Annotated in this window: 17 protein-coding genes; 15 read left to right on the forward strand and 2 right to left on the reverse strand. The window is 44.2% G+C overall.

Features of this window, described 5'->3' with window-relative positions:
• Window positions 1-5: 5 nt before the first annotated feature.
• The 6 genes from B5F53_RS07235 to B5F53_RS07255 all read left to right on the forward strand — a co-directional run bounded on the left by B5F53_RS07235 (window position 6) and on the right by B5F53_RS07255 (window position 4266).
• On the forward strand, window positions 6-188 hold the full coding sequence (locus B5F53_RS07235) for a helix-turn-helix domain-containing protein (RefSeq protein WP_087222136.1): 183 nt from the start codon (window positions 6-8) through the stop codon (window positions 186-188).
• Between the two features lie 81 nt (window positions 189-269).
• Window positions 270-1265, forward strand: coding sequence for a helix-turn-helix domain-containing protein (locus B5F53_RS07240; RefSeq protein WP_087221867.1), 996 nt, complete (start codon window positions 270-272; stop codon window positions 1263-1265).
• The gene (locus B5F53_RS07245; RefSeq protein WP_087221869.1) at window positions 1231-2631 is read left to right on the forward strand and encodes a site-specific integrase; all 1401 of its coding nucleotides are present in this window, start codon (window positions 1231-1233) and stop codon (window positions 2629-2631) included. Before B5F53_RS07240 ends, B5F53_RS07245 begins: the two co-directional genes overlap by 35 nt.
• A 95-nt stretch (window positions 2632-2726) precedes the next feature.
• The gene (locus B5F53_RS07250; protein ID WP_087221871.1) at window positions 2727-3032 is read left to right on the forward strand and encodes an AsnC family protein; all 306 of its coding nucleotides are present in this window, start codon (window positions 2727-2729) and stop codon (window positions 3030-3032) included.
• A gap of 708 nt (window positions 3033-3740) precedes the next feature.
• A complete protein-coding gene (locus B5F53_RS20960) occupies window positions 3741-3890 on the forward strand; it encodes a DUF6664 family protein (protein WP_442856295.1) in 150 nt (49 codons plus the stop codon).
• 31 nt (window positions 3891-3921) lie between these two features.
• Window positions 3922-4266 carry a PDDEXK nuclease domain-containing protein gene (locus B5F53_RS07255; protein WP_087221873.1) on the forward strand — a complete coding sequence of 115 codons (345 nt, stop codon included), beginning with the start codon at window positions 3922-3924 and terminating at the stop codon, window positions 4264-4266.
• A 337-nt stretch (window positions 4267-4603) separates the two neighbouring features.
• Here the strand turns inward: B5F53_RS07255 and B5F53_RS07260 are convergent, their stop codons facing one another.
• A complete protein-coding gene (locus B5F53_RS07260; RefSeq protein WP_087221875.1) occupies window positions 4604-5902 on the reverse strand; it encodes an O-acetylhomoserine aminocarboxypropyltransferase/cysteine synthase family protein in 1299 nt (432 codons plus the stop codon).
• A gap of 175 nt (window positions 5903-6077) precedes the next feature.
• Here B5F53_RS07260 and B5F53_RS07265 point away from each other — a divergent pair, with 175 nt between their 5' ends.
• The 9 genes from B5F53_RS07265 (at window position 6078) to B5F53_RS07305 (ending at window position 16842) form a co-directional block, all read left to right on the forward strand.
• A complete protein-coding gene (locus B5F53_RS07265) occupies window positions 6078-6491 on the forward strand; it encodes an RrF2 family transcriptional regulator (RefSeq protein WP_087221877.1) in 414 nt (137 codons plus the stop codon).
• Window positions 6492-6782: 291 nt separating this feature from the next.
• Window positions 6783-8417, forward strand: a complete 1635-nt coding sequence (locus tag B5F53_RS07270) for a class I adenylate-forming enzyme family protein (RefSeq protein ID WP_162610551.1) — start codon at window positions 6783-6785, stop codon at window positions 8415-8417.
• On the forward strand, window positions 8414-9988 hold the full coding sequence (locus B5F53_RS07275) for an acyl CoA:acetate/3-ketoacid CoA transferase (protein ID WP_087221881.1): 1575 nt from the start codon (window positions 8414-8416) through the stop codon (window positions 9986-9988). Before B5F53_RS07270 ends, B5F53_RS07275 begins: the two co-directional genes overlap by 4 nt.
• A 47-nt stretch (window positions 9989-10035) precedes the next feature.
• Window positions 10036-10779, forward strand: coding sequence for a 3-oxoacyl-ACP reductase FabG (fabG, locus tag B5F53_RS07280; protein ID WP_087221883.1), 744 nt, complete (start codon window positions 10036-10038; stop codon window positions 10777-10779).
• A gap of 47 nt (window positions 10780-10826) precedes the next feature.
• Window positions 10827-12014 (forward strand): thiolase family protein, encoded by a 1188-nt coding sequence (locus B5F53_RS07285; RefSeq protein ID WP_087221885.1) that lies wholly within the window; start codon window positions 10827-10829, stop codon window positions 12012-12014.
• 42 nt (window positions 12015-12056) lie between these two features.
• A complete protein-coding gene (locus B5F53_RS07290; protein WP_087221887.1) occupies window positions 12057-12683 on the forward strand; it encodes an RpiB/LacA/LacB family sugar-phosphate isomerase in 627 nt (208 codons plus the stop codon).
• Between the two features lie 30 nt (window positions 12684-12713).
• A complete protein-coding gene (locus B5F53_RS07295; RefSeq protein WP_087221889.1) occupies window positions 12714-13487 on the forward strand; it encodes an SDR family oxidoreductase in 774 nt (257 codons plus the stop codon).
• A 23-nt stretch (window positions 13488-13510) separates the two neighbouring features.
• Window positions 13511-15391, forward strand: a complete 1881-nt coding sequence (locus B5F53_RS07300) for a thiamine pyrophosphate-dependent enzyme (RefSeq protein ID WP_087221892.1) — start codon at window positions 13511-13513, stop codon at window positions 15389-15391.
• Window positions 15392-15543: 152 nt separating this feature from the next.
• Window positions 15544-16842 carry an MATE family efflux transporter gene (locus B5F53_RS07305; RefSeq protein ID WP_242970262.1) on the forward strand — a complete coding sequence of 433 codons (1299 nt, stop codon included), beginning with the start codon at window positions 15544-15546 and terminating at the stop codon, window positions 16840-16842.
• A gap of 56 nt (window positions 16843-16898) precedes the next feature.
• Here the strand turns inward: B5F53_RS07305 and B5F53_RS07310 are convergent, their stop codons facing one another.
• Window positions 16899-17804 (reverse strand): helix-turn-helix transcriptional regulator, encoded by a 906-nt coding sequence (locus B5F53_RS07310; protein WP_242970263.1) that lies wholly within the window; start codon window positions 17802-17804, stop codon window positions 16899-16901.
• Window positions 17805-17899 lie beyond the last annotated feature (95 nt).

Raw genomic sequence — 17899 nt, forward strand, 5'->3', positions numbered from 1 at the left:
GCGTGATGGTAGAAAAACGATGTTATACAGTAGCAGAATTACAGGAAATCCTTGGAGTCAGCCGACCAACAGTCTATAGCCTTTTGAAAAGGAATGAATTTCGCTGGATCCAGTTGGACGGTGGGAAGTACCGGATCTCCAAAAAAAGTTTTGATGACTGGCTTGATAAGCAGCCTTCTGGAGAATAATTTCATATGAAAAAGTTTATCGACATAGTAACGTATTTTTAATATTTCCGTTATCCTTTCAGCAGGAAGGGAGAATTGTCTATGGATAAAAAGGAAGAATGGATGAAAGAAGAATATCAGGATTTGATCAAGGACATTGAATCCAATAGTCCATATAAAAGAAACCCATCTCCTCAAAAGAAATGGATGAGCGTAACGGAAATGGGAGAATTGTTGGGACTTAAGAAGACGGATCGGTACTGGCTCCTTCATAAGAATGTATTTGAGTCCAGGGAGATCGCCGGCAAGCTGAGGATCAATATTGCCAGTTTTGAAAAGTGGTATGCCAATCAGGTGAAATACCAGAAAGTGACCGGGGAAGAACCGGGACTGGAGTTAAAGGAATGGTCCTTTTCTGTACGTGATATCGCGCAGCTGTTGGAAATTGAAGAAAGCGTTGCTTATGACTTGGTTAAAAGGGAAGAGCTTGAGACAGTTACGATTGACTACTGGAAACGGATCCCGAAAGATATATTTTGGAATTGGTACAATGGGCAGTCGAAGTATCAGACGGTTGAGGATCGCAAAGCGAACCGAGAATTATATGAGGCGACCATTAGTATGCCAGAAATGGCAAGGCTGCTAGGGATTAGCAGAAAAGATGTTTATGCGCTGCTGAAGAGTAAAAGATATGGAAAATATTTTTCAACCGTTATTATTGCTGATCAGAAGCGGATTACAAAAGAAAGTTTTCAAAGATTTCTTGATGAGCAGGAAGAATATCAGTTGTCTCCCATTAATGATTATAAAGAACTTGCTATGGAAGAGAATATTGCTCTGGCAAATTTCAGAAGAAAGAAACTTTTACAAACCGGGGATCGAAGATGCAACGGAAATCTTAATTATCTTACCCCGGAAGAAGCGGCGCTGATGGCAAAGGTTTCACGATCCACGATCGTAAACTGGTATCAGTGGGAAGAATTCCCGATCATACATATTGGAAACCGTGTACGGATCAGCAGAAAAGAATTTGAATCATGGCTGAAAGAAAGGGGAAAGAAAAATGGCGTCCATACAGGAACGAAACCACAAGTATAAGGTGGTCTATTATTATAAGAACGATGCGGGTGTGAGGAAACAGAAATGGGAAACCTATGATACAAAAGCAGAAGCCCGTAAAAGGAAGAAAGAAATTGAATATAAGCAGGAACTGGGAACATTTGTGGCTCCTAAGTGTACTTATCTGTCTGAGCTTCTCGATGAATATGTTTTTATTTATGGGACAAAGGCATGGGTAATGACTACCTATCAGGGAAAAATCGGTCTGATCAATAACTATATCAAGCCGATGATCGGCAATGTAAAATTGTCAGATTTAAATACGCATTTTATGGAAAAATACTATCAGACGCTCCTAAAGACACCAGCGGTTGTCAATCCGATGACAAAAAAGCCAAAAAATGAATTTGTAGGAACAGGCACAATACGGGAGATACACAAACTGCTCCGCAGCTGTTTTGAGCAGGCAATTAAATGGGAACTGATGGAGAAAAATCCGTGCCAGCGGGCAACTGTCCCCAAGCATACGCCTAAAAAGCGTGAGATATGGGAAGCGGACACTATGATGCATGCAATGAATCTGTGCGTTGATGAGAGAGTTGTCCTTGCCTGTAACCTTATTTTTGCCTGTACCCTCCGCCCCGGAGAAGCTACGGGGCTTACCTGGGACAGTATGGATATTTCTGAGAAAGCGATTGAAGAGGACCGGGCTTATATCATCATCAATAAAGAACTGCAGAGAGTGCGGAAGGATGCTTTGCAGGCATTAGATGGAAAAGATGTTCTCCTTGTATTTCCGGGAACCAGAAAATCCAATAAAACAGTCCGCATCCTGAAAAAGCCAAAGACGGAAGACAGCGAAAGAAAAATATTCCTTCCGCGGACAGTAGCTCTTATGCTCGTAGATTGGAAAAAGAAACAGGACCAGGAAAAAGAAGTCCTTGGTGAAGAATATATGGACTACAATCTAGTACTGGCAACGGCCTATGGTCTTCCGGTCGGGGAGGATGTGATTCTGAGAGGACTGAAAAAACTTATCGCAGATAATAATCTGCCTCCTGTAGTTATGCATAGTCTCCGGCATACCAGCGTTACCTATAAGCTGAAACTGAATGGCGGAGACATTAAGGCTACGCAGGGAGATTCCGGCCATTCCCAGGCCAATATGATCTTGAATGTATATTCCCATATACTGGACGATGACAGGAGAAAGAATGCGGAACTCTTTGAAAAAGCATTTTATGAAAAGAAAGAGCTTGAACCGGATATTCACCAAAAGATGCCGGAGAATACAATGCAGGTGCCGGAGGGAGTGGATCCGGAACTGCTGGGAAAAGTGCTGGCAGATCCGGAAATGACGGCGTTACTGGCAGCTATGGCCTCAAAAATGAAAGGAGAAGCGTGATCAAGATAGACAGTAAATGTGGATTTGCTTATAATGAAGATATCAGATTGAGATATTTTTGTCTGTTGGTATTTCAGAAAAAGGGCAATTGAAAAATGGAGGTAAATTATAATGAAACTAAAATGCCTAAATTCCGATTTGACAGATACCAGTCTACGGTGGTGATGCCAAATCTGAATTATAATGTCCCCCGGAATGTCCCTCAGAATGTCTCTCAGGATAATATGGAGGATCAGATTATTAGCTTAATTCAAAAAAACAACAAGATAAGCACAGAAAAGATGGCTATGATTTTAGGTGTGAGTTCTAAGACGGTAAAACGTCGGATAAAAGAAATGGAACGTGTAAATTATATTGGCCGGGGATCCAATGGGCACTGGGAAATTTCAGAGGAGGGATAATAGTTTACATTTATGCTTAAATAGATAAAAATATAAGAAAAAATGTAAAGCGAGGATGGATATGTTTAAAAGACGATAGAGAAAGGCCGTAGTCGAAAAAACGTAGACAAACCGACTATTACACGGTATAGTATAGATAGTAAATCTGATCAATTGAATATTGTATATCATTCCTGCTAAGGCGGGCATGGTAGCCGATCCTGTCGGGAGCCATTGACAGTAATGCGGACACCTTTTATTAGCCGTAGCCAATAGCCGGCTAATATTTACCGGTTGTTCCGGGTTTACAGAGGCTGACAGCAATTGACCAGAAACGATTTGAACAATAGTAAAAATGCTTTAACAGCGTGCCTTGTGTGAACTGAACATGACTCAGATTGACAGTGGTCGGGAGACCTCCTAAGCGCTAGTTGTGAGTTCGATTCTCGCAGGGAACGCTGAAACACCGAAGACTCTGGTTAGAAGGGTTTTCGGTGTTTTTTGTTTTCCAGAAAAAATCGAACGCATAGCCATTTTGATTAGCAAGAACCATTTTTGCTAATCAAAATGGCTTTCCTGCTAATTTGCTTTAAAATGCTGCTAAAAACCGTGCTAATTGAAAAGGCAATAACAGCAGATATGGAACGGTAACAGACTTTGTACATTTGTATTGTGGAAATCTGGGCATTATAATAAGGTGCAGATGAATAAACAGCGGAGGTGGTAAAGGTGTCTGGTGAGTTCAGATTTGAAACATTTGTCGATGTCCACAGCAATATTTTTAATGAGTATCTCAGCTCTGTCATAGCGAAGCTCTCAAAGGAAAATGGGGAATACCGTTCCGTGCAAGCGAGATTGAGGGATTTTATAACGGACTGACCGAAGAAAAGGCGGCGTTGGCGAGGAGCTAATGCCGTCCGAAACTGATTTTTATATGGATTTACTTTTCTACCATGTGCGGCTTCATTGTTATGTTGTGGTTGAATTAAAGACGGAAAAATTCAAGCCTGAGTTTGCAGGAAAATTAAATTTCTATGTTACGGCAGTCAACAAAAATATGAAATCAGAGCAGGATAATCAGACAATCGGGATTCTTATCTGCAAGGACAAGGACGATGTTGTTGCTGAGTACGCTCTGGATGATATGTCACAGCCTATAGGAATAGCCAAATATGAATTGACAAAAGTGCTTCGGGAGGAATTTAAGAGCAGCCTGCCGACGATTGAAGAAATTGAAAATGAGCTGTCAGAGTAAATTGGCTTACAAGCTGTAAGCCAATTCCTAGTAACATGAACAGCAGAGTTTTACATAGCCGAGAGGTTTTCATTAACGAAAGCCCCTCGGCTTATTTTATGAGTAGTCTCGGAAACTCTTGAATATGCCACCCACGCATATATCGCAGGGCTATACGATGCTTTTCGGAGTCTTCTTTGTAGATTTATGTGGTAAAACCACTGCTGTATGGTATAATGGATTTGTTGAGAAAAGAGATTTTCGGCAGGAATAAAGAAGGAAAGCGAGTCCGTAAACAGTTGGAGCGGAATAATCCTTCTTTATTCCTGCGGTTTTGGTTTCAGAGTTTATACGACTATTAATAAGTAACTGCTTGGAAGGCCTGTTCCAGATCCCAGAGGATGTCCTCAATGTTTTCAGTTCCGATGGAGAGCCGGATTGTATTGGGCTTGATGCCCTGTTCTTCCAGTTCCTGTTCATTTAACTGGGAGTGGGTGGTGGTTGCAGGGTGGATGACCAGGCTTTTTACATCGGCTACGTTGGCCAGCAGGGAGAACAGCTTCAGATGATCAATGAACTGATGGGCTTCCTTCTGGCCCCCTTTGATTTCAAAGGTAAAAATGCTGGCGCCGCCGTTGGGGAAATATTTTTCATATAAGGCATGATCCGGATGAGCGGGCAGGGACGGATGGCTGACATGCTCTGCCAGGGGATGTTTATCCAGATATTCTACTACCTTTCTGGTGTTCTCTGCGTGGCGTTCCAGGCGCAGTGAGAGAGTCTCCACTCCCTGCAGCAGAAGGAACGCATTAAAGGGAGAAATAGCCGCTCCGGTATCCCGTAAAAGGATGGCGCGGATATAGGTTACAAATGCTGCCGGGCCCGCAGCATCGGTAAAGGAAATATTGTGATAGCTGGGATTCGGGGAGGCAATGGGGGCATATTTTCCACTGGCCTTCCAGTCGAAGTTTCCGGAATCTACAATGATGCCGCCCAGGGTAGTTCCGTGGCCGCCGATAAATTTGGTGGCGGAATGGACCACAATGTCGGCTCCGTGTTCGATGGGGCGGATCAGATAAGGAGTGCCGAAGGTATTGTCAATGACCAGGGGAAGTTTATGTTTGTGAGCGATTTCTGCAATTGCATCAATGTCCGGAATATCACAGTTGGGATTTCCCAGGGTTTCCAGGTATATAGCTTTTGTGTTTTCTTTAATAGCCGCTTCCACTTCCTGCAGATCATGCACATTTACAAAGGTTGTGGAAATGCCGTATTGAGGCAGAGTATGAGCCAGAAGATTATAGCTGCCTCCGTAGATGGTTTTCTGGGAGACGATGTGCTCTCCGGCCTGGGCCAGGGCCTGAATGGTATAAGTAATGGCGGCGGCGCCGGAAGCCAGAGCCAGGGCGGCAACTCCGCCTTCTAAAGCTGCCAGTCTTTTTTCCAGGACTTCCTGTGTGGAATTGGTCAGCCGGCCGTAGATATTTCCGGATTCCTGCAGATCGAAACGGGCGGCGGCGTGAGCTGAGTTTTTGAAAACATAGGAAGTGGTCTGATAGATGGGCACCGCTCTGGCGTCTGTAGCCGGATCCGGCTGTTCCTGTCCCACATGGAGCTGTAAAGTTTCAAATTGATAAGTTCTGTTGTCGTCTTTCATTGTGTAGTATCTCCTTTTTTTAATTCATAACCGGATGCATGGTGCGCTTTTTGGTTGTAGACATTTTATATCTATTTACCTACTATGTCAATAGGTGAAAAGGTGAATTTTGGCTTGCTTTCTTTATTTATCCTAAAGTATAATAGGTAAAAGTATGAGACAGGAGGGATTTCATATGATCTCTACGAAAGGACGCTATGCTCTGCGGGTTATGGTAGATCTTGCAGAACACAGGGAGGAGGGTTATATTCCTCTGAAAGACATTGCCCTGCGCCAGGAAGTCTCCAAGAAATATCTGGAGATTATTGTAAAAGAACTGGTAAAGGGAGAACTGGTGACGGGAATCAGCGGACGAGGAGGAGGATACAGGCTCTGTCGGGCCCCCCGGGAATATACAGTGGGAGAAATCTTAGAGCGGATGGAAGGATCTCTTGCAACGGTTGCCTGTCTTTCCCAAAATGCGAAGCCGTGTAAAAGAGCTGACTCCTGTAAGACGCTTCCCTTGTGGGCCGAATTTAATCAGCTTGTCCATGACTTCTTTTACGGAAAGACCCTGGCGGATTTAGCGGAAAGTGATTTGGAAAAATAAGAAATATAAAACGAAAGCCAGATGGCTGCGGATGCAGTTATCTGGCTTTAATTTTTGATTTCAGGTCTTAAAATTACAATTTTAAAACCTGCTTTTTAGACAGGATAAACATAAAAAGGATAATATGTTCAATAATTTAATTGATTTACTGGTTAAATTATACAAAAAAATCGTCGTAACAGAAAGTCCGAATAGGTGGGGTTTTAGACTTGAATGCTATTTTTTGTGAAAAAGGCAGAACTTATAATAAGGTCAGATAAAACGAAGAACATTCTAAAAGGGATGATGAAAATGGCAGATCGCAAAAAAAGAAATGAATTTATCTATAGAGGGAATGAATGCTGGGAGGAAGACATCCTTAAAGGATTGGTGAAAACCAAAATGGACAGCACAGAATATTACAGATACTGGTATGAGCCGGAAAGTCTGTACGAGTCGCTGCGGCAGACACAGGAGCGATTTCCGGACAGAATCTGCCTTGTGGACGATGACGGCAGGAGTTATACATACAGTCAGTTTAAAGAGTTTGTGGACAGATTTTCGAGGATACTGTATTACATCTATCACGTGAGACAGGGACAACAGGTGGGGATACTCTTGTACAACAGCCTTGCGTTTTGTATGAGTATATACGCATTAAGCAGACTGAGAGCAGTTTCGGTGCCGTTTTCCACAAAATACCGGGAACCGGAGATAAAGTCTCTGATTGAAAAATCGGATATAAAAGGACTCATATTCCACAGAGACTATGCAGGGTGGATGAAAGATCTTTTGGGAAATCTGTTCTGTATCTGTATTGATATGGACGAGATATGCAGGCTGTCACATATGCCGGAAATACCGGAATTAAAGGCGGAAGCCGGGGACGGAGCCGTTTTAATGTTTACTTCGGGAACCACGTCCCAAAGCAAAGGGGTGCTTTTAAAGAACTTTAATATTATGCATGGGATAGAAGTCTATCAGAGGATATTCCATATATCAGAAAGGGATATAACCATTCTTCCGGTTCCTGCGTACCATGTTACAGGTCTTTTCGCATTGCTGGGCCTTTTCATCTATGCGGGGGGATGTGTTCGCCTCCATAAGTTTTTTAATGCAGAGAGGGTACTGAAGGAGATGGAGAAAGAGAGGATAACGTTTATCCACGCTTCTCCTGCAGTTTATTCCATGCTGCTGGAAAAAAGGGAAAAATATCCGAAAATGCCGGATATGAGAATTATGGCATGCGGAAGCGGAAACATGCCCGGACAGAAGCTGGAAGAAATCAGACAGTGGATACCCCAGGTTCAGTTCCGAACGGTGTACGGTCTCACAGAGACTTCATCACCGGCCACGATTTTCCCTGTAAATGCGGCGGAAAGTCCACATATCGGCTCATCAGGGCGTCCCATACCGGGATTAGAGTTTAAGATATGTGATGATTGCGGAGAGTCTCTCGCACCGTATGAGACAGGAACTGTACTGGTGAGAGGAACAACTGTCATAGAAGAATATTATAAACAGACAACAGGAGCGATTAATTCGGAGCACTGGCTGGATACCGGCGATATAGGATATTTTGACAGAGACGGATACCTGTATATTACGGACAGGAAGAAAGACATGATAAACCGGGGCGGTGAGAAGATATGCAGTTACGATGTGGAAAATATTCTGTATGAAATACCGGGAATCCGGGAAGCAGCAGTGGTAGGAATCCCGGATGAGCGGTACGGAGAAGTTCCGGCAGCAATGATTGTCCTGGAAGATGAAAATTGTCCCGGAGAGGAAGAAATCAGAGCTTATCTGCAGAAGAAACTGGCGAAATTTCAGATACCCGTAAGATTTATCTGCAGAGAAAATCTTCCCATGACGCCTAATTTGAAAATAGATAAAAAGGAAATTCGGAAAATATTAGCGGAAGATAAGGAGGTAAATAAGAAATGAAACGACCTGTATTCGTCAGTCCCGCAGAAGCGGCAGAGATGATTCGAGACAACAGCACAATAGCTACTATTGGAATGACGCTGGTTTCTGCTTCAGAGAGTATCCTGAAAGCAATTGAAAACCGCTTTCTGACGGAACATACACCGGCCGGATTAACCCTTGTGCATTCCTGTGGACAAAGCGACAGAGACAGAGGCATTCAGCATTTTGCACATGAAGGGATGCTTAAAAAGATCATAGGCGGGCACTGGGGGCTTCAGCCCAGGATGATGGAACTGATAGCAGAAAATAAAATAGAAGCGTACTGTATTCCCCAGGGCCAGTTTGCACAATTGTACCGGTCTATGGCAGGGGGAGAGCCGGGAAAGATCACGAAAGTGGGACTTGGAACATTTGTAGATCCCCGTATTGAAGGGGGAAAAATGAATGAACGCACCAGACAGGCGCCGGATATTTCGGAAATTCTCACAATCAATGGAGAGGAGTATATGTGCTATAAACCGATTCCACTGGATTATGTCATTATCAGAGGGACTTACGTGGATGAGGATGGAAATCTGACGACAGATGAAGAGGCAATGCAGCTGGAAGTGTTCCCGGCAGTTATGGCCTGCAGGAAATTCGGTGGAAAAGTAATCGCACAGGCAAAATATAAAGTGAAAAACGGACAGCTGCACTGTAAGAAAGTGACAGTTCCGGGAGTATTTATAGATGCGGTTGTTATGTGCGACGACCCGGAGCAGGATCACCGCCAGACCCACAGTTTTGCCTTTGATCCGGCATACTGCGGCGATATAAAGACTCCGGTCAGCCAGTCAGATGTGCTGCCTCTGACGATCCGGAAGTTAATCGGCAGGCGCGCGGTAATGGAGCTGGCGCAGGACGATGTTTTAAATGTGGGGACAGGAATCCCTAACGATGTGGTGGGAGCCATCATCGCAGAAGAAGGAATTGGCCAGGAGGTGACAGTTACAGTAGAATCCGGTATTTATGGAGGAATTCCTCTGGGAGGAGTCGACTTTGGAATTGCAAAAAATAATTTCGCACTGGTTCGCCATGATGATCAGTTTGATTATTATAACGGAGCAGGAGTCGATGTGACCTTTATGGGAGCAGGGCAATTAGATGCAGACGGAAATGTAAATGCAACGAAGCTCGGCAAGATGCCTACAGGTGCGGGCGGTTTCATAGATATAACCACTAATGCAAAACACGTGGTATTTTGTTCCACATTTACCGGAAAAGGTCTGAAGTGCAGCTTTGACGGGGGAAAACTCCGGATTGATCAGGAGGGCAGCCTGATAAAGATGGTAAAGAATGTAACGCAAATCTCTTATAATGGGAAAATTGCCAGAAAGAAACATCAGAAGATGCATTATGTAACAGAGCGGGCAGTATTTGAATTGGGTCAGGATGGTGTGGTACTTACGGAAGTAGCGCCGGGAATTGATCTTCAGACCCAGGTACTGGATCTTATGGAATTTAAACCGATAATAAGCCCGCACTTAAAGGAAATGAATCCGAAGCTGTTCTGTGAAGAACCCTTTGGGTTAAAAGAATTACTAAAGTAACTGTTATCAGAAGAAAAAATAAATATAAAAATCAGGGGGACAAAAGGATGAGATTAAAAGACAAAGTAGCAATTGTAACAGGAGCAGGCAGAGGACTTGGAAAAGGAATTGCCCTTAAGTTGGCAGAAGAGGGAGCAAAAGTGGTGATTGCAGATATGAATCTGGCAGAGGATGTTGTATCTGAAATTACAGAAAAAGGCCAGACGGCTTCCTGCATTAAAGTAAATGTTGCGGATCAGGCGGAAGTTGCAGCTATGGTGCAGTTTGCAGCAGATACTTACGGAACACTTGACATTATGGTAAATAATGCAGGGATCAACCGGGACGGTATGCTTCATAAGATGCCGAAGGAGAACTGGGATACGGTGATTGCAGTTGACCTGACAGGAACTTTCTACGGGACACAGGAAGCACTGAAATATATGCGTACAAAAAATTACGGACGTATCATCAATATTTCATCAGGAAGCTGGCTGGGAAATATCGGACAGGCAAACTATGCGGCTGCGAAAGCCGGAGTTGTGGGACTGACCAAGACAGCGGCCCGGGAGAATGCAAAGAAAGGAATTACATGTAATGCTATTTGCCCGGGATTTATTGAGACAGATATGACTTTGAAGTTAAAAGAAGTAAACGACGGTGCGGCATGGGAAAGCATGATGCAGAGAATCCCTATGGGATATGCAGGAAAACCGTCAGATGTTGGCAATATGGTAGCCTTTCTGGCATCCGACGAAGCTGCATATATAACGTCAGAAGTGATTAATGTAGGCGGAGGAATGATTGTATAGCAAAGGAAGTAACCGGAAGGTTTTATAGAAGAAGAGGAGGATATAGAATGGACGGATTAAAAGAAGTAGTGATAGTAAGCGGAGTGAGACTTCCGGTAGGATCTTACGGAGGAAGTCTGAAAGATATTCCTGCAATTGACCTGGGTGCAATGGTAGTGAAAGAAGCGGTAAAAAGGGCAGGAATCCAGCCCTCAGATGTAAATGAAGTTATTGTGGGACAAGTAGGAGAAGTTGCAGAGAACGGATTTATTGCCCGTGCGATAAGCTTAAAGGCAGGAATGCCTAAAGAGTGTACAGCATATTCTGTGAACCGGCAGTGTGGATCCAGCCTGCAGGCCATTGCAGATGCAGTCATGGAGATTCAGACAGGGTTTGCAGATGTAGTGGTTGCAGCCGGTGCGGAGAACATTTCACAGCTTCCCTATTACGTAAAAGACGCCCGCTGGGGAGCAAGAATGGGACATAAATCCTTTGAGGACGGTGTAATTGATATTCTTACGTGGCCGTTAGACGGAAATCATAACGGGGTAACAGCGGAAAATGTGGCAAGAGAATACAACGTGACAAGAGAAGAACAGGATCAGTTTGCTCTTGAGAGCCATCAGAAAGCGTGTGCAGCGATTAAAGCAGGAAAATTCAAAGAGGAAATACTTCCTGTGGAACTGAAAGACAGAAAGGGAAATGTAACAGTCTTTGATACAGACGAGGGTCCCAGAGACGGCCAGACAATAGAGAAACTGCAGAAACTTCGTCCGTGCTTTGTAAAGGGCGGAACCGTAACTGCGGGCAATTCCTCTTCCCTAAATGACGGGGCGGCGGCAGTCGTTGTGATGTCCAGAGAAAAGGCAGAAGAACTGGGAGTTGTTCCAAAGCTGAAAATTGAGGGCTATACTGTGGCCGGATTTGACGCAGAGCTGATGGGCTATTCCCCGAAGCTCTCCAGCGAACAACTGGCAGAGAAACTGAACATCAATTTAGCAGACATTGATATGTTTGAGATTAATGAAGCTTTCGCAAGTCAGGCATATGCCGTCTCCAGAGATCTGGGACTTGATAAAAACAAGGTGAATATTTATGGAGGAGGTATCTCCATCGGACATCCCATCGGCGCTACTGGATGCATCCTTGCGGTTAAAGTACTCTATGAACTGATGCGGACAGATAAAAAAGACGCAATGATCTCCATGTGTATCGGCGGTGGCCAGGGAATCTCCATGTACTTTACAAAGTGCTGATAAACAGGGAGAAAAAAGAATTTTAAGAAAGGAACGAGGACAATGAAAATAGGTGTAATTAATGAAGTCAGCGCAAGTCAGAGAAATGAGGACATTGTTCAGGCAATCCGTGAAGCCACAGATGCAGAAGTTTTAAATTTCGGGATGAAAAATCCCGAGGAAGAACCACAGCTGACGTATATCCAGACCAGCTATATGGCGGCCGTTCTGCTGGGCACGAAGGCGTGTGACTTTGTGGTAAGCGGCTGCGGTACAGGACAGGGATTCTTAAATGCGGTGATGCAGTTTCCGGGCGTAAGCTGCGGACTGATCGCAGATCCCCTGGATGCATGGCTCTTTTCCCAGATTAATGGGGGAAACTGTATTTCTCTTCCCCTGAATAAGGGATATGGATGGGCGGCAGATATTAACCTGAAGTACATCTTTGAGAAACTGTTTGCAGATCCCTTTGGACAGGGGTACCCCAAAAGCAGGGCTCAGAGCCAGGGAGAAAGCAGAAAGATTCTCTCAGACCTTTCCCGGATGGCCCATAAGAGTCTGGCCGAAATTCTGAAAAATACAGATGTTGAAATTTTAAGACCGGTGGTGGCAAATCAGGCGTTTATGGACGCAGTGACGGCCACGTCAGAAGAGGAGATAAAGAATATTCTGAAAAATATCCGGCCGTGAAAGAAATTCATATTAGAGGAGGAAGCAGGTATGAATACGTTTATTAATAAATTTGATTTAACAGGAAGAAAAGCAATTGTTACAGGCGGTGCAAAGGGGCTTTGCAATGGTATGGCTCAGGCTTTGCATGATTCCGGTGCAGAGGTGGTACTCCTGGATATTCTGGATCTTGTGGAAGAGTCTGCAAAGGAAATGGGAAAAGAAGGCGCCCCCGTACATGCGGTAAAAGGGGATCTTTCCAAACCGGAGACACTGGATGATGTGTATGCGGAGTGTCTGGAAAAGCTGGGAGGACGTGTTGATATTCTGCTGAATGGAGCAGGGATTCAGTACCGCTGCCCCGCGGTTGACTTTCCTGCTGACAAATGGCAGAAGATTCTCGATATAAACTTAAGCGGCGTATTTCATATGTCTCAGCGTGCAGGACGTACCATGCTGGAACAGGGCTATGGAAGAATTATTAATGTCTGCTCCATGACCGCTTACTTTGCCAGTGTTATGATCCCCGCATACAGCGCAAGCAAAGCCGGCGTTATGCAGCTTACCCGGGCATTCTCCAATGAGTGGGCCCACAAAGGGGTAACTGTAAATGCCATTGCTCCCGGATATATGGCCACTGAGCTGACGGCAAACATGAAGGAAGTAAATCCAAAACAGTACGAAGAGATTACAGGAAGAATCCCCATGGGACGCTGGGGAAATCCGGAAGATTTGCAGGGAGCCGTTATTTTCCTTGCTTCAGAGGCAGCATCCTACGTATCCGGCGCTATTCTTCCGATTGACGGCGGATTTATGGGAAAATAGAACAGTTAAATGGGAGGTACAAAATGAATAACGAAAGAATCGAACAAAGAAGAAAACGTGCCCGGGAAATAAAAAAGTATGGTACCGTTCAAAAGGCAGTTGCTGCAGGAGCGCTGGAGCAGTTTCAGGATATTAGTCTCAGCGAAGCAGTGGTTTTAGGACTGGTAAACCAGGGTGTAAAGAATTTCGTGGGAATTTTCGGCCATGGAATGACCGATGTGGGCGAGGCCCTTCGTATCTATGAAGAGGAAGGTGCAGTGAAGACAGTAAATGTCCGCAATGAAGTAGAGGCGGCACATATTGCTTCTATGCTGAAATGGAAATATAATGAAACTTCTGCTGTATTTACCTCTATCGGACCGGGCGCTCTGCAGGCAACAGCAGGTTCTCTGGCAGCTTTGGCAAATGGGCTGGGTGTGTATTATTTATTTGGAGATGAGACCAGCCACAGTGAAGGACCCAATATGCAGCAAATCCCCAGAAGAGAGCAGGAGCTGTTCCTGAAGCTGCTGTCAACATTCGGACCGGCGTATTCACTGCATACTCCGGAGGCTGTCTTTACAGCGTTAAAAAGAGGAGATGCCGCCGTACACGGAAGAACGAAACAGACTCCGTTCTATCTATTGCTGCCTATGAATATTCAGCCAAAGGTTATGGAAAGCTGCAACCTTCTGGAGCTTGTGGAAGCTTCCGAAGAGTCTAAGATTGTAAGCGTGGATGCGAAGTGCTATGAAGAAGCAGCTAAGGCTATCGCTCAGGCGGCCAGAGTTACAGTAAAGGCAGGCGGAGGAGCGAAAAGAGTTCCGGCCAAAGTCATTGAGGAATTCTTAGAAGCTTCAGACGCTGTATATGTACATGGCCCCCAGGTACCGGGATTATACCCCTATTCTAAGGAACGCAACATGGGTGTCGGCGGTTCCAAGGGATCGATCTGCGGAAATTATGCCATGAATGAAAGTGATCTGGTGGTGGCTGTAGGAGCAAGGGGAGTCTGCCAGTGGGACAGCTCGGGAACAGCCTTTCGCAATGCGAAAAAAATTGTGAACATCAACTGTGATTATGACGACCTTGCCCAGTATGGAAACTCTGTCCGTATTCAGGGAGACGCAGAGGAAGTATTGGTAAGATTAACCGCATTGCTGAAAAAGGAAAATAAAAAAGTAAATCCTGAATGGTTAAAAACCTGTGTGGAAAAGAAGGCAGAGTGGGAAGCTTATAAGCAGGCGAGATATGATCATCCTGTTTTAATGGATGAAAAGCGTGGGGAATCCATTCTTACGGAGCCGGCTGCAATTAAGAAAGCCGTTGATTTTGCAGATGCCCATAACTGTATCAAGATTTTTGACGCGGGGGATGTGCAGGCAAACGGTTTCCAGATTGTGACGGATGAAAAGCCGGGACAGACTATTACAGATACGGGCTCCTCTTATATGGGATTTGCAGTGTCCTCCACCCTTGCCTTTGCGCTGGCAGGAGGAAAAGATTATCCTGTGGCCTTTACCGGCGACGGAAGCTTCATGATGAATCCACAGATTCTCATTGACGCAGTTGAACACGGATTAAAGGGAATGATTGTGCTCTTTGACAATCGCCGTATGGGTGCAATTACAAGCCTGCAGTATGGCCAGTATGACGTGGAATTTAAGACAGACGACGGGGTTGTAGTGGACTATGTTCAGATGGCGGAATCCGTAAAGGGCGTGAAAGGTTTTTACGGAGGAAGCACCTTAGAAGAATTTGAAAAAGCGCTGGAGCAGGCATATGCCCATGACGGTCTGTCGCTGGTACATGTTCCCGTTTATTTCGGAAGAGAAGAATTCGGCGGACTTGGCACATTTGGCGACTGGAATGTAGGTAACTGGTGTGAGAGAGTTCAGAAGATGAAACATACCATTGGTTTTTAACAGTGAGGATAAAGCGGGCGGTTTCCTGTATGTACAGGAAGCCGCCTGTCCTGCATAAGGAAGAGGTTTGGAAAATGAAAATGCTTAAGACTGGGTCAGGAGAGGCCTTTTTTACAGAAAACCTCTTTTTTTATAAGAGATTTTTTTCGCTTATGGTTATGGTACTTCTCCAGAATATCGCAGCGTATACCGTAAATATGGCAGATAATATTATGCTGGGAAATTACAGTCAGAATAGTCTTTCCGCAGCGGCAGCAGTAAATCAGATATTTTTTATCGTTCAGCAAATTGCCCTGGCAGTGGGGGAAGGCTTTATAGTAATAGGTTCTCAGTATTGGGGACAGAAGCGCACAGAACCTCTTTGTCATCTGGCGGGAACAGCCTTAAAGACAGGGATGTTCTTCGGTATAGCTATTGCAGCAGGATGTTCTGCATTTCCACAGGCTATTATGGAATTGTTTACAAAAGACCCTGCAGTAACGGCACAGGGAATGGAATATATGGTCATTTTGAAGTATACATTTGTTCTGTTTATTATTACGAATGTACTGCTTGCTGTTCTGAGATGTGTGGAGACGGTGAAAATTTCTATTTTTGCCTCATTTATAACGCTGCTGATTAACATATGTGGAAATTATCTGCTGATATATGGAAACTGGGGATTTCCCAGGCTGGGAATAAGAGGAGCGGGGATTGCCACACTGATTGCGCGTATTGGGGAATTGGCTATTGTTTTAGTATATATTTTTAAATTTGATACGAAAATAAAACTTACTGTCAGAAAGATTTTAAAAACAGATAGATCTCTTCGCAGAGACTACATAAAAGTGGAGATCCCTGTTATGCTTTCACAGCTTTTGTGGGCGGTAGCTGTTCCGCTGCAGACAGCCCTTCTTGGTCATATGTCTTCTGAAGCAATGGCGGCAAATTCTATTGCAACCACATTTTATCAGTATTTAAAAGTGATTGTAATGGCAGTATCCTCTGCTTCTGCAGTTATGATTGGCAGCGCAGTGGGATCCGGAGATAGAGAAAAAGTACGTTCTGAAGCAAGAACGTTATCCGTTTTCGATGCGGGAATAGGAGTGATTCTGGGATCTGCCCTATTTCTGCTGAAAGAACCGCTGCTTGGACTGTATAGTCTGACTGAAAATACTCGGACACTGGCCAGCCAGATGATGACAGTTATGAGCATTGTTATGGCTGGAATGTCTTATCAGATGCCGGTCAGTTCCGGAATCCTGCGGGGAGGAGGAGATACAGGATTTTTTATGATGATGAATCTTATCTGTACATGGGGAGTAGTGATTCCACTGTCTTTCATTGGTGTGTTCTGGTGGCACTGCTCTGCTGTGGAAACAGTTATTCTGATACAATCGGATCAGATATTTAAAGTAGTACCGGTATTTCTGCGGTTTTGCAGTTATAAATGGATAAAAAGGCTGGCCTGAAAATATAATGCTTTTCGGGCCGCCTTTTTTATTACAGCAAACGTTGCATTATTCTGTTAGATCCGGTTCTTTTTCCGATAATCTTTCGGGGTACACCCCATAAATTCCTGAAATACTTTACTGAAATAGCTGCTGGAGCTGAAACCGCAGTTTTCGCTTATGGTGATAATACTCTCATTTGTCCGCAGCAGCATCTGAGATGCCGTACGGATGCGGTATTCACTGAGATAATTCACAGGAGGAATTTTTATACACCGCTGAAAGCAGCGGCTGCATTCCCGGGTGCTGATGCTGGCGGAGGCGGCAATGTCCTCGAGAGTTACTTTTTCTGCAAAATGTTTATGGATATAATCCATCATTGTCTTCAGTCGTTCCGCATCAATAGTGTTTCTTTCAACTGTCTGTGAACGTAATTCTTTCGTTTCTTCAAAAAGCAGATACCACAGGCGGCTTAATTCTATTCTGATCTCAAATTCATATCCGGATGGCTCTGTGCGGCTTAACTCTATAACCTTCAGAACTTTTTCTATCATACGGATTCTGGGGTAAGAGTCGGGAGAGATAACATAAACCTGAAAGGCCTTATTCTGTATGATGGGAAGAAAATATTTTTGTTCAAGAATGCTGTTGTACATTCCGGACAGAAAGTGCATATCGAACAGGTGGGCATAGGTTCTGCAGCCGCTCATTCTGTTATGAGATCCTATGGTGTGCAGGACGCCGGAATTTATAAAAACAACGGTTCCCTTTGGAAGGATGTAGGTGTTGTCTGACGTACGCAGTTCTGCCGTACCTTCTTCGATATAATCAAATTCCAGAAGAGGATGCCAGTGCCATGTAAGATAACGGTTCATGTATTTGTTCAAATCCGTATAGTTACAGACATATGGAAAGGTTGCGGCATCCATGGGAAGAATTTCTTTTTGTTCCGGTGTGGTTTGAAAATCAGATGAAGATATCATAAGTCTCCTCCTGTTATTTTGTGCCATAAATTAATGTTTTTTGTCTTGAAATTGCTGTTTTTAAAAATGCGATTTGGACAATAAAAATATAAAGG

This window comes from Blautia sp. An249 (genome assembly GCF_002159835.1).
In the GTDB taxonomy this organism is placed as follows: domain Bacteria; phylum Bacillota; class Clostridia; order Lachnospirales; family Lachnospiraceae; genus Blautia_A; species Blautia_A avistercoris.

Excerpts from the sequence above, each read along its gene's own strand:
- B5F53_RS07235 (WP_087222136.1), top strand. The coding sequence starts at position 6 with ATGGTAGAAAAACGATGTTATACAGTAGCAGAATTACAGGAAATCCTT.
- B5F53_RS07240 (WP_087221867.1), top strand. The coding sequence starts at position 270 with ATGGATAAAAAGGAAGAATGGATGAAAGAAGAATATCAGGATTTGATC.
- B5F53_RS07245 (WP_087221869.1), top strand. The coding sequence starts at position 1,231 with ATGGCGTCCATACAGGAACGAAACCACAAGTATAAGGTGGTCTATTAT.
- B5F53_RS07250 (WP_087221871.1), top strand. The coding sequence starts at position 2,727 with ATGGAGGTAAATTATAATGAAACTAAAATGCCTAAATTCCGATTTGAC.
- B5F53_RS07255 (WP_087221873.1), top strand. The coding sequence starts at position 3,922 with ATGCCGTCCGAAACTGATTTTTATATGGATTTACTTTTCTACCATGTG.
- B5F53_RS07260 (WP_087221875.1), bottom strand. The coding sequence starts at position 5,902 with ATGAAAGACGACAACAGAACTTATCAATTTGAAACTTTACAGCTCCAT.
- B5F53_RS07265 (WP_087221877.1), top strand. The coding sequence starts at position 6,078 with ATGATCTCTACGAAAGGACGCTATGCTCTGCGGGTTATGGTAGATCTT.
- B5F53_RS07270 (WP_162610551.1), top strand. The coding sequence starts at position 6,783 with ATGGCAGATCGCAAAAAAAGAAATGAATTTATCTATAGAGGGAATGAA.
- B5F53_RS07275 (WP_087221881.1), top strand. The coding sequence starts at position 8,414 with ATGAAACGACCTGTATTCGTCAGTCCCGCAGAAGCGGCAGAGATGATT.
- fabG (WP_087221883.1), top strand. The coding sequence starts at position 10,036 with ATGAGATTAAAAGACAAAGTAGCAATTGTAACAGGAGCAGGCAGAGGA.
- B5F53_RS07285 (WP_087221885.1), top strand. The coding sequence starts at position 10,827 with ATGGACGGATTAAAAGAAGTAGTGATAGTAAGCGGAGTGAGACTTCCG.
- B5F53_RS07290 (WP_087221887.1), top strand. The coding sequence starts at position 12,057 with ATGAAAATAGGTGTAATTAATGAAGTCAGCGCAAGTCAGAGAAATGAG.
- B5F53_RS07295 (WP_087221889.1), top strand. The coding sequence starts at position 12,714 with ATGAATACGTTTATTAATAAATTTGATTTAACAGGAAGAAAAGCAATT.
- B5F53_RS07300 (WP_087221892.1), top strand. The coding sequence starts at position 13,511 with ATGAATAACGAAAGAATCGAACAAAGAAGAAAACGTGCCCGGGAAATA.
- B5F53_RS07305 (WP_242970262.1), top strand. The coding sequence starts at position 15,544 with ATGGTTATGGTACTTCTCCAGAATATCGCAGCGTATACCGTAAATATG.
- B5F53_RS07310 (WP_242970263.1), bottom strand. The coding sequence starts at position 17,804 with ATGATATCTTCATCTGATTTTCAAACCACACCGGAACAAAAAGAAATT.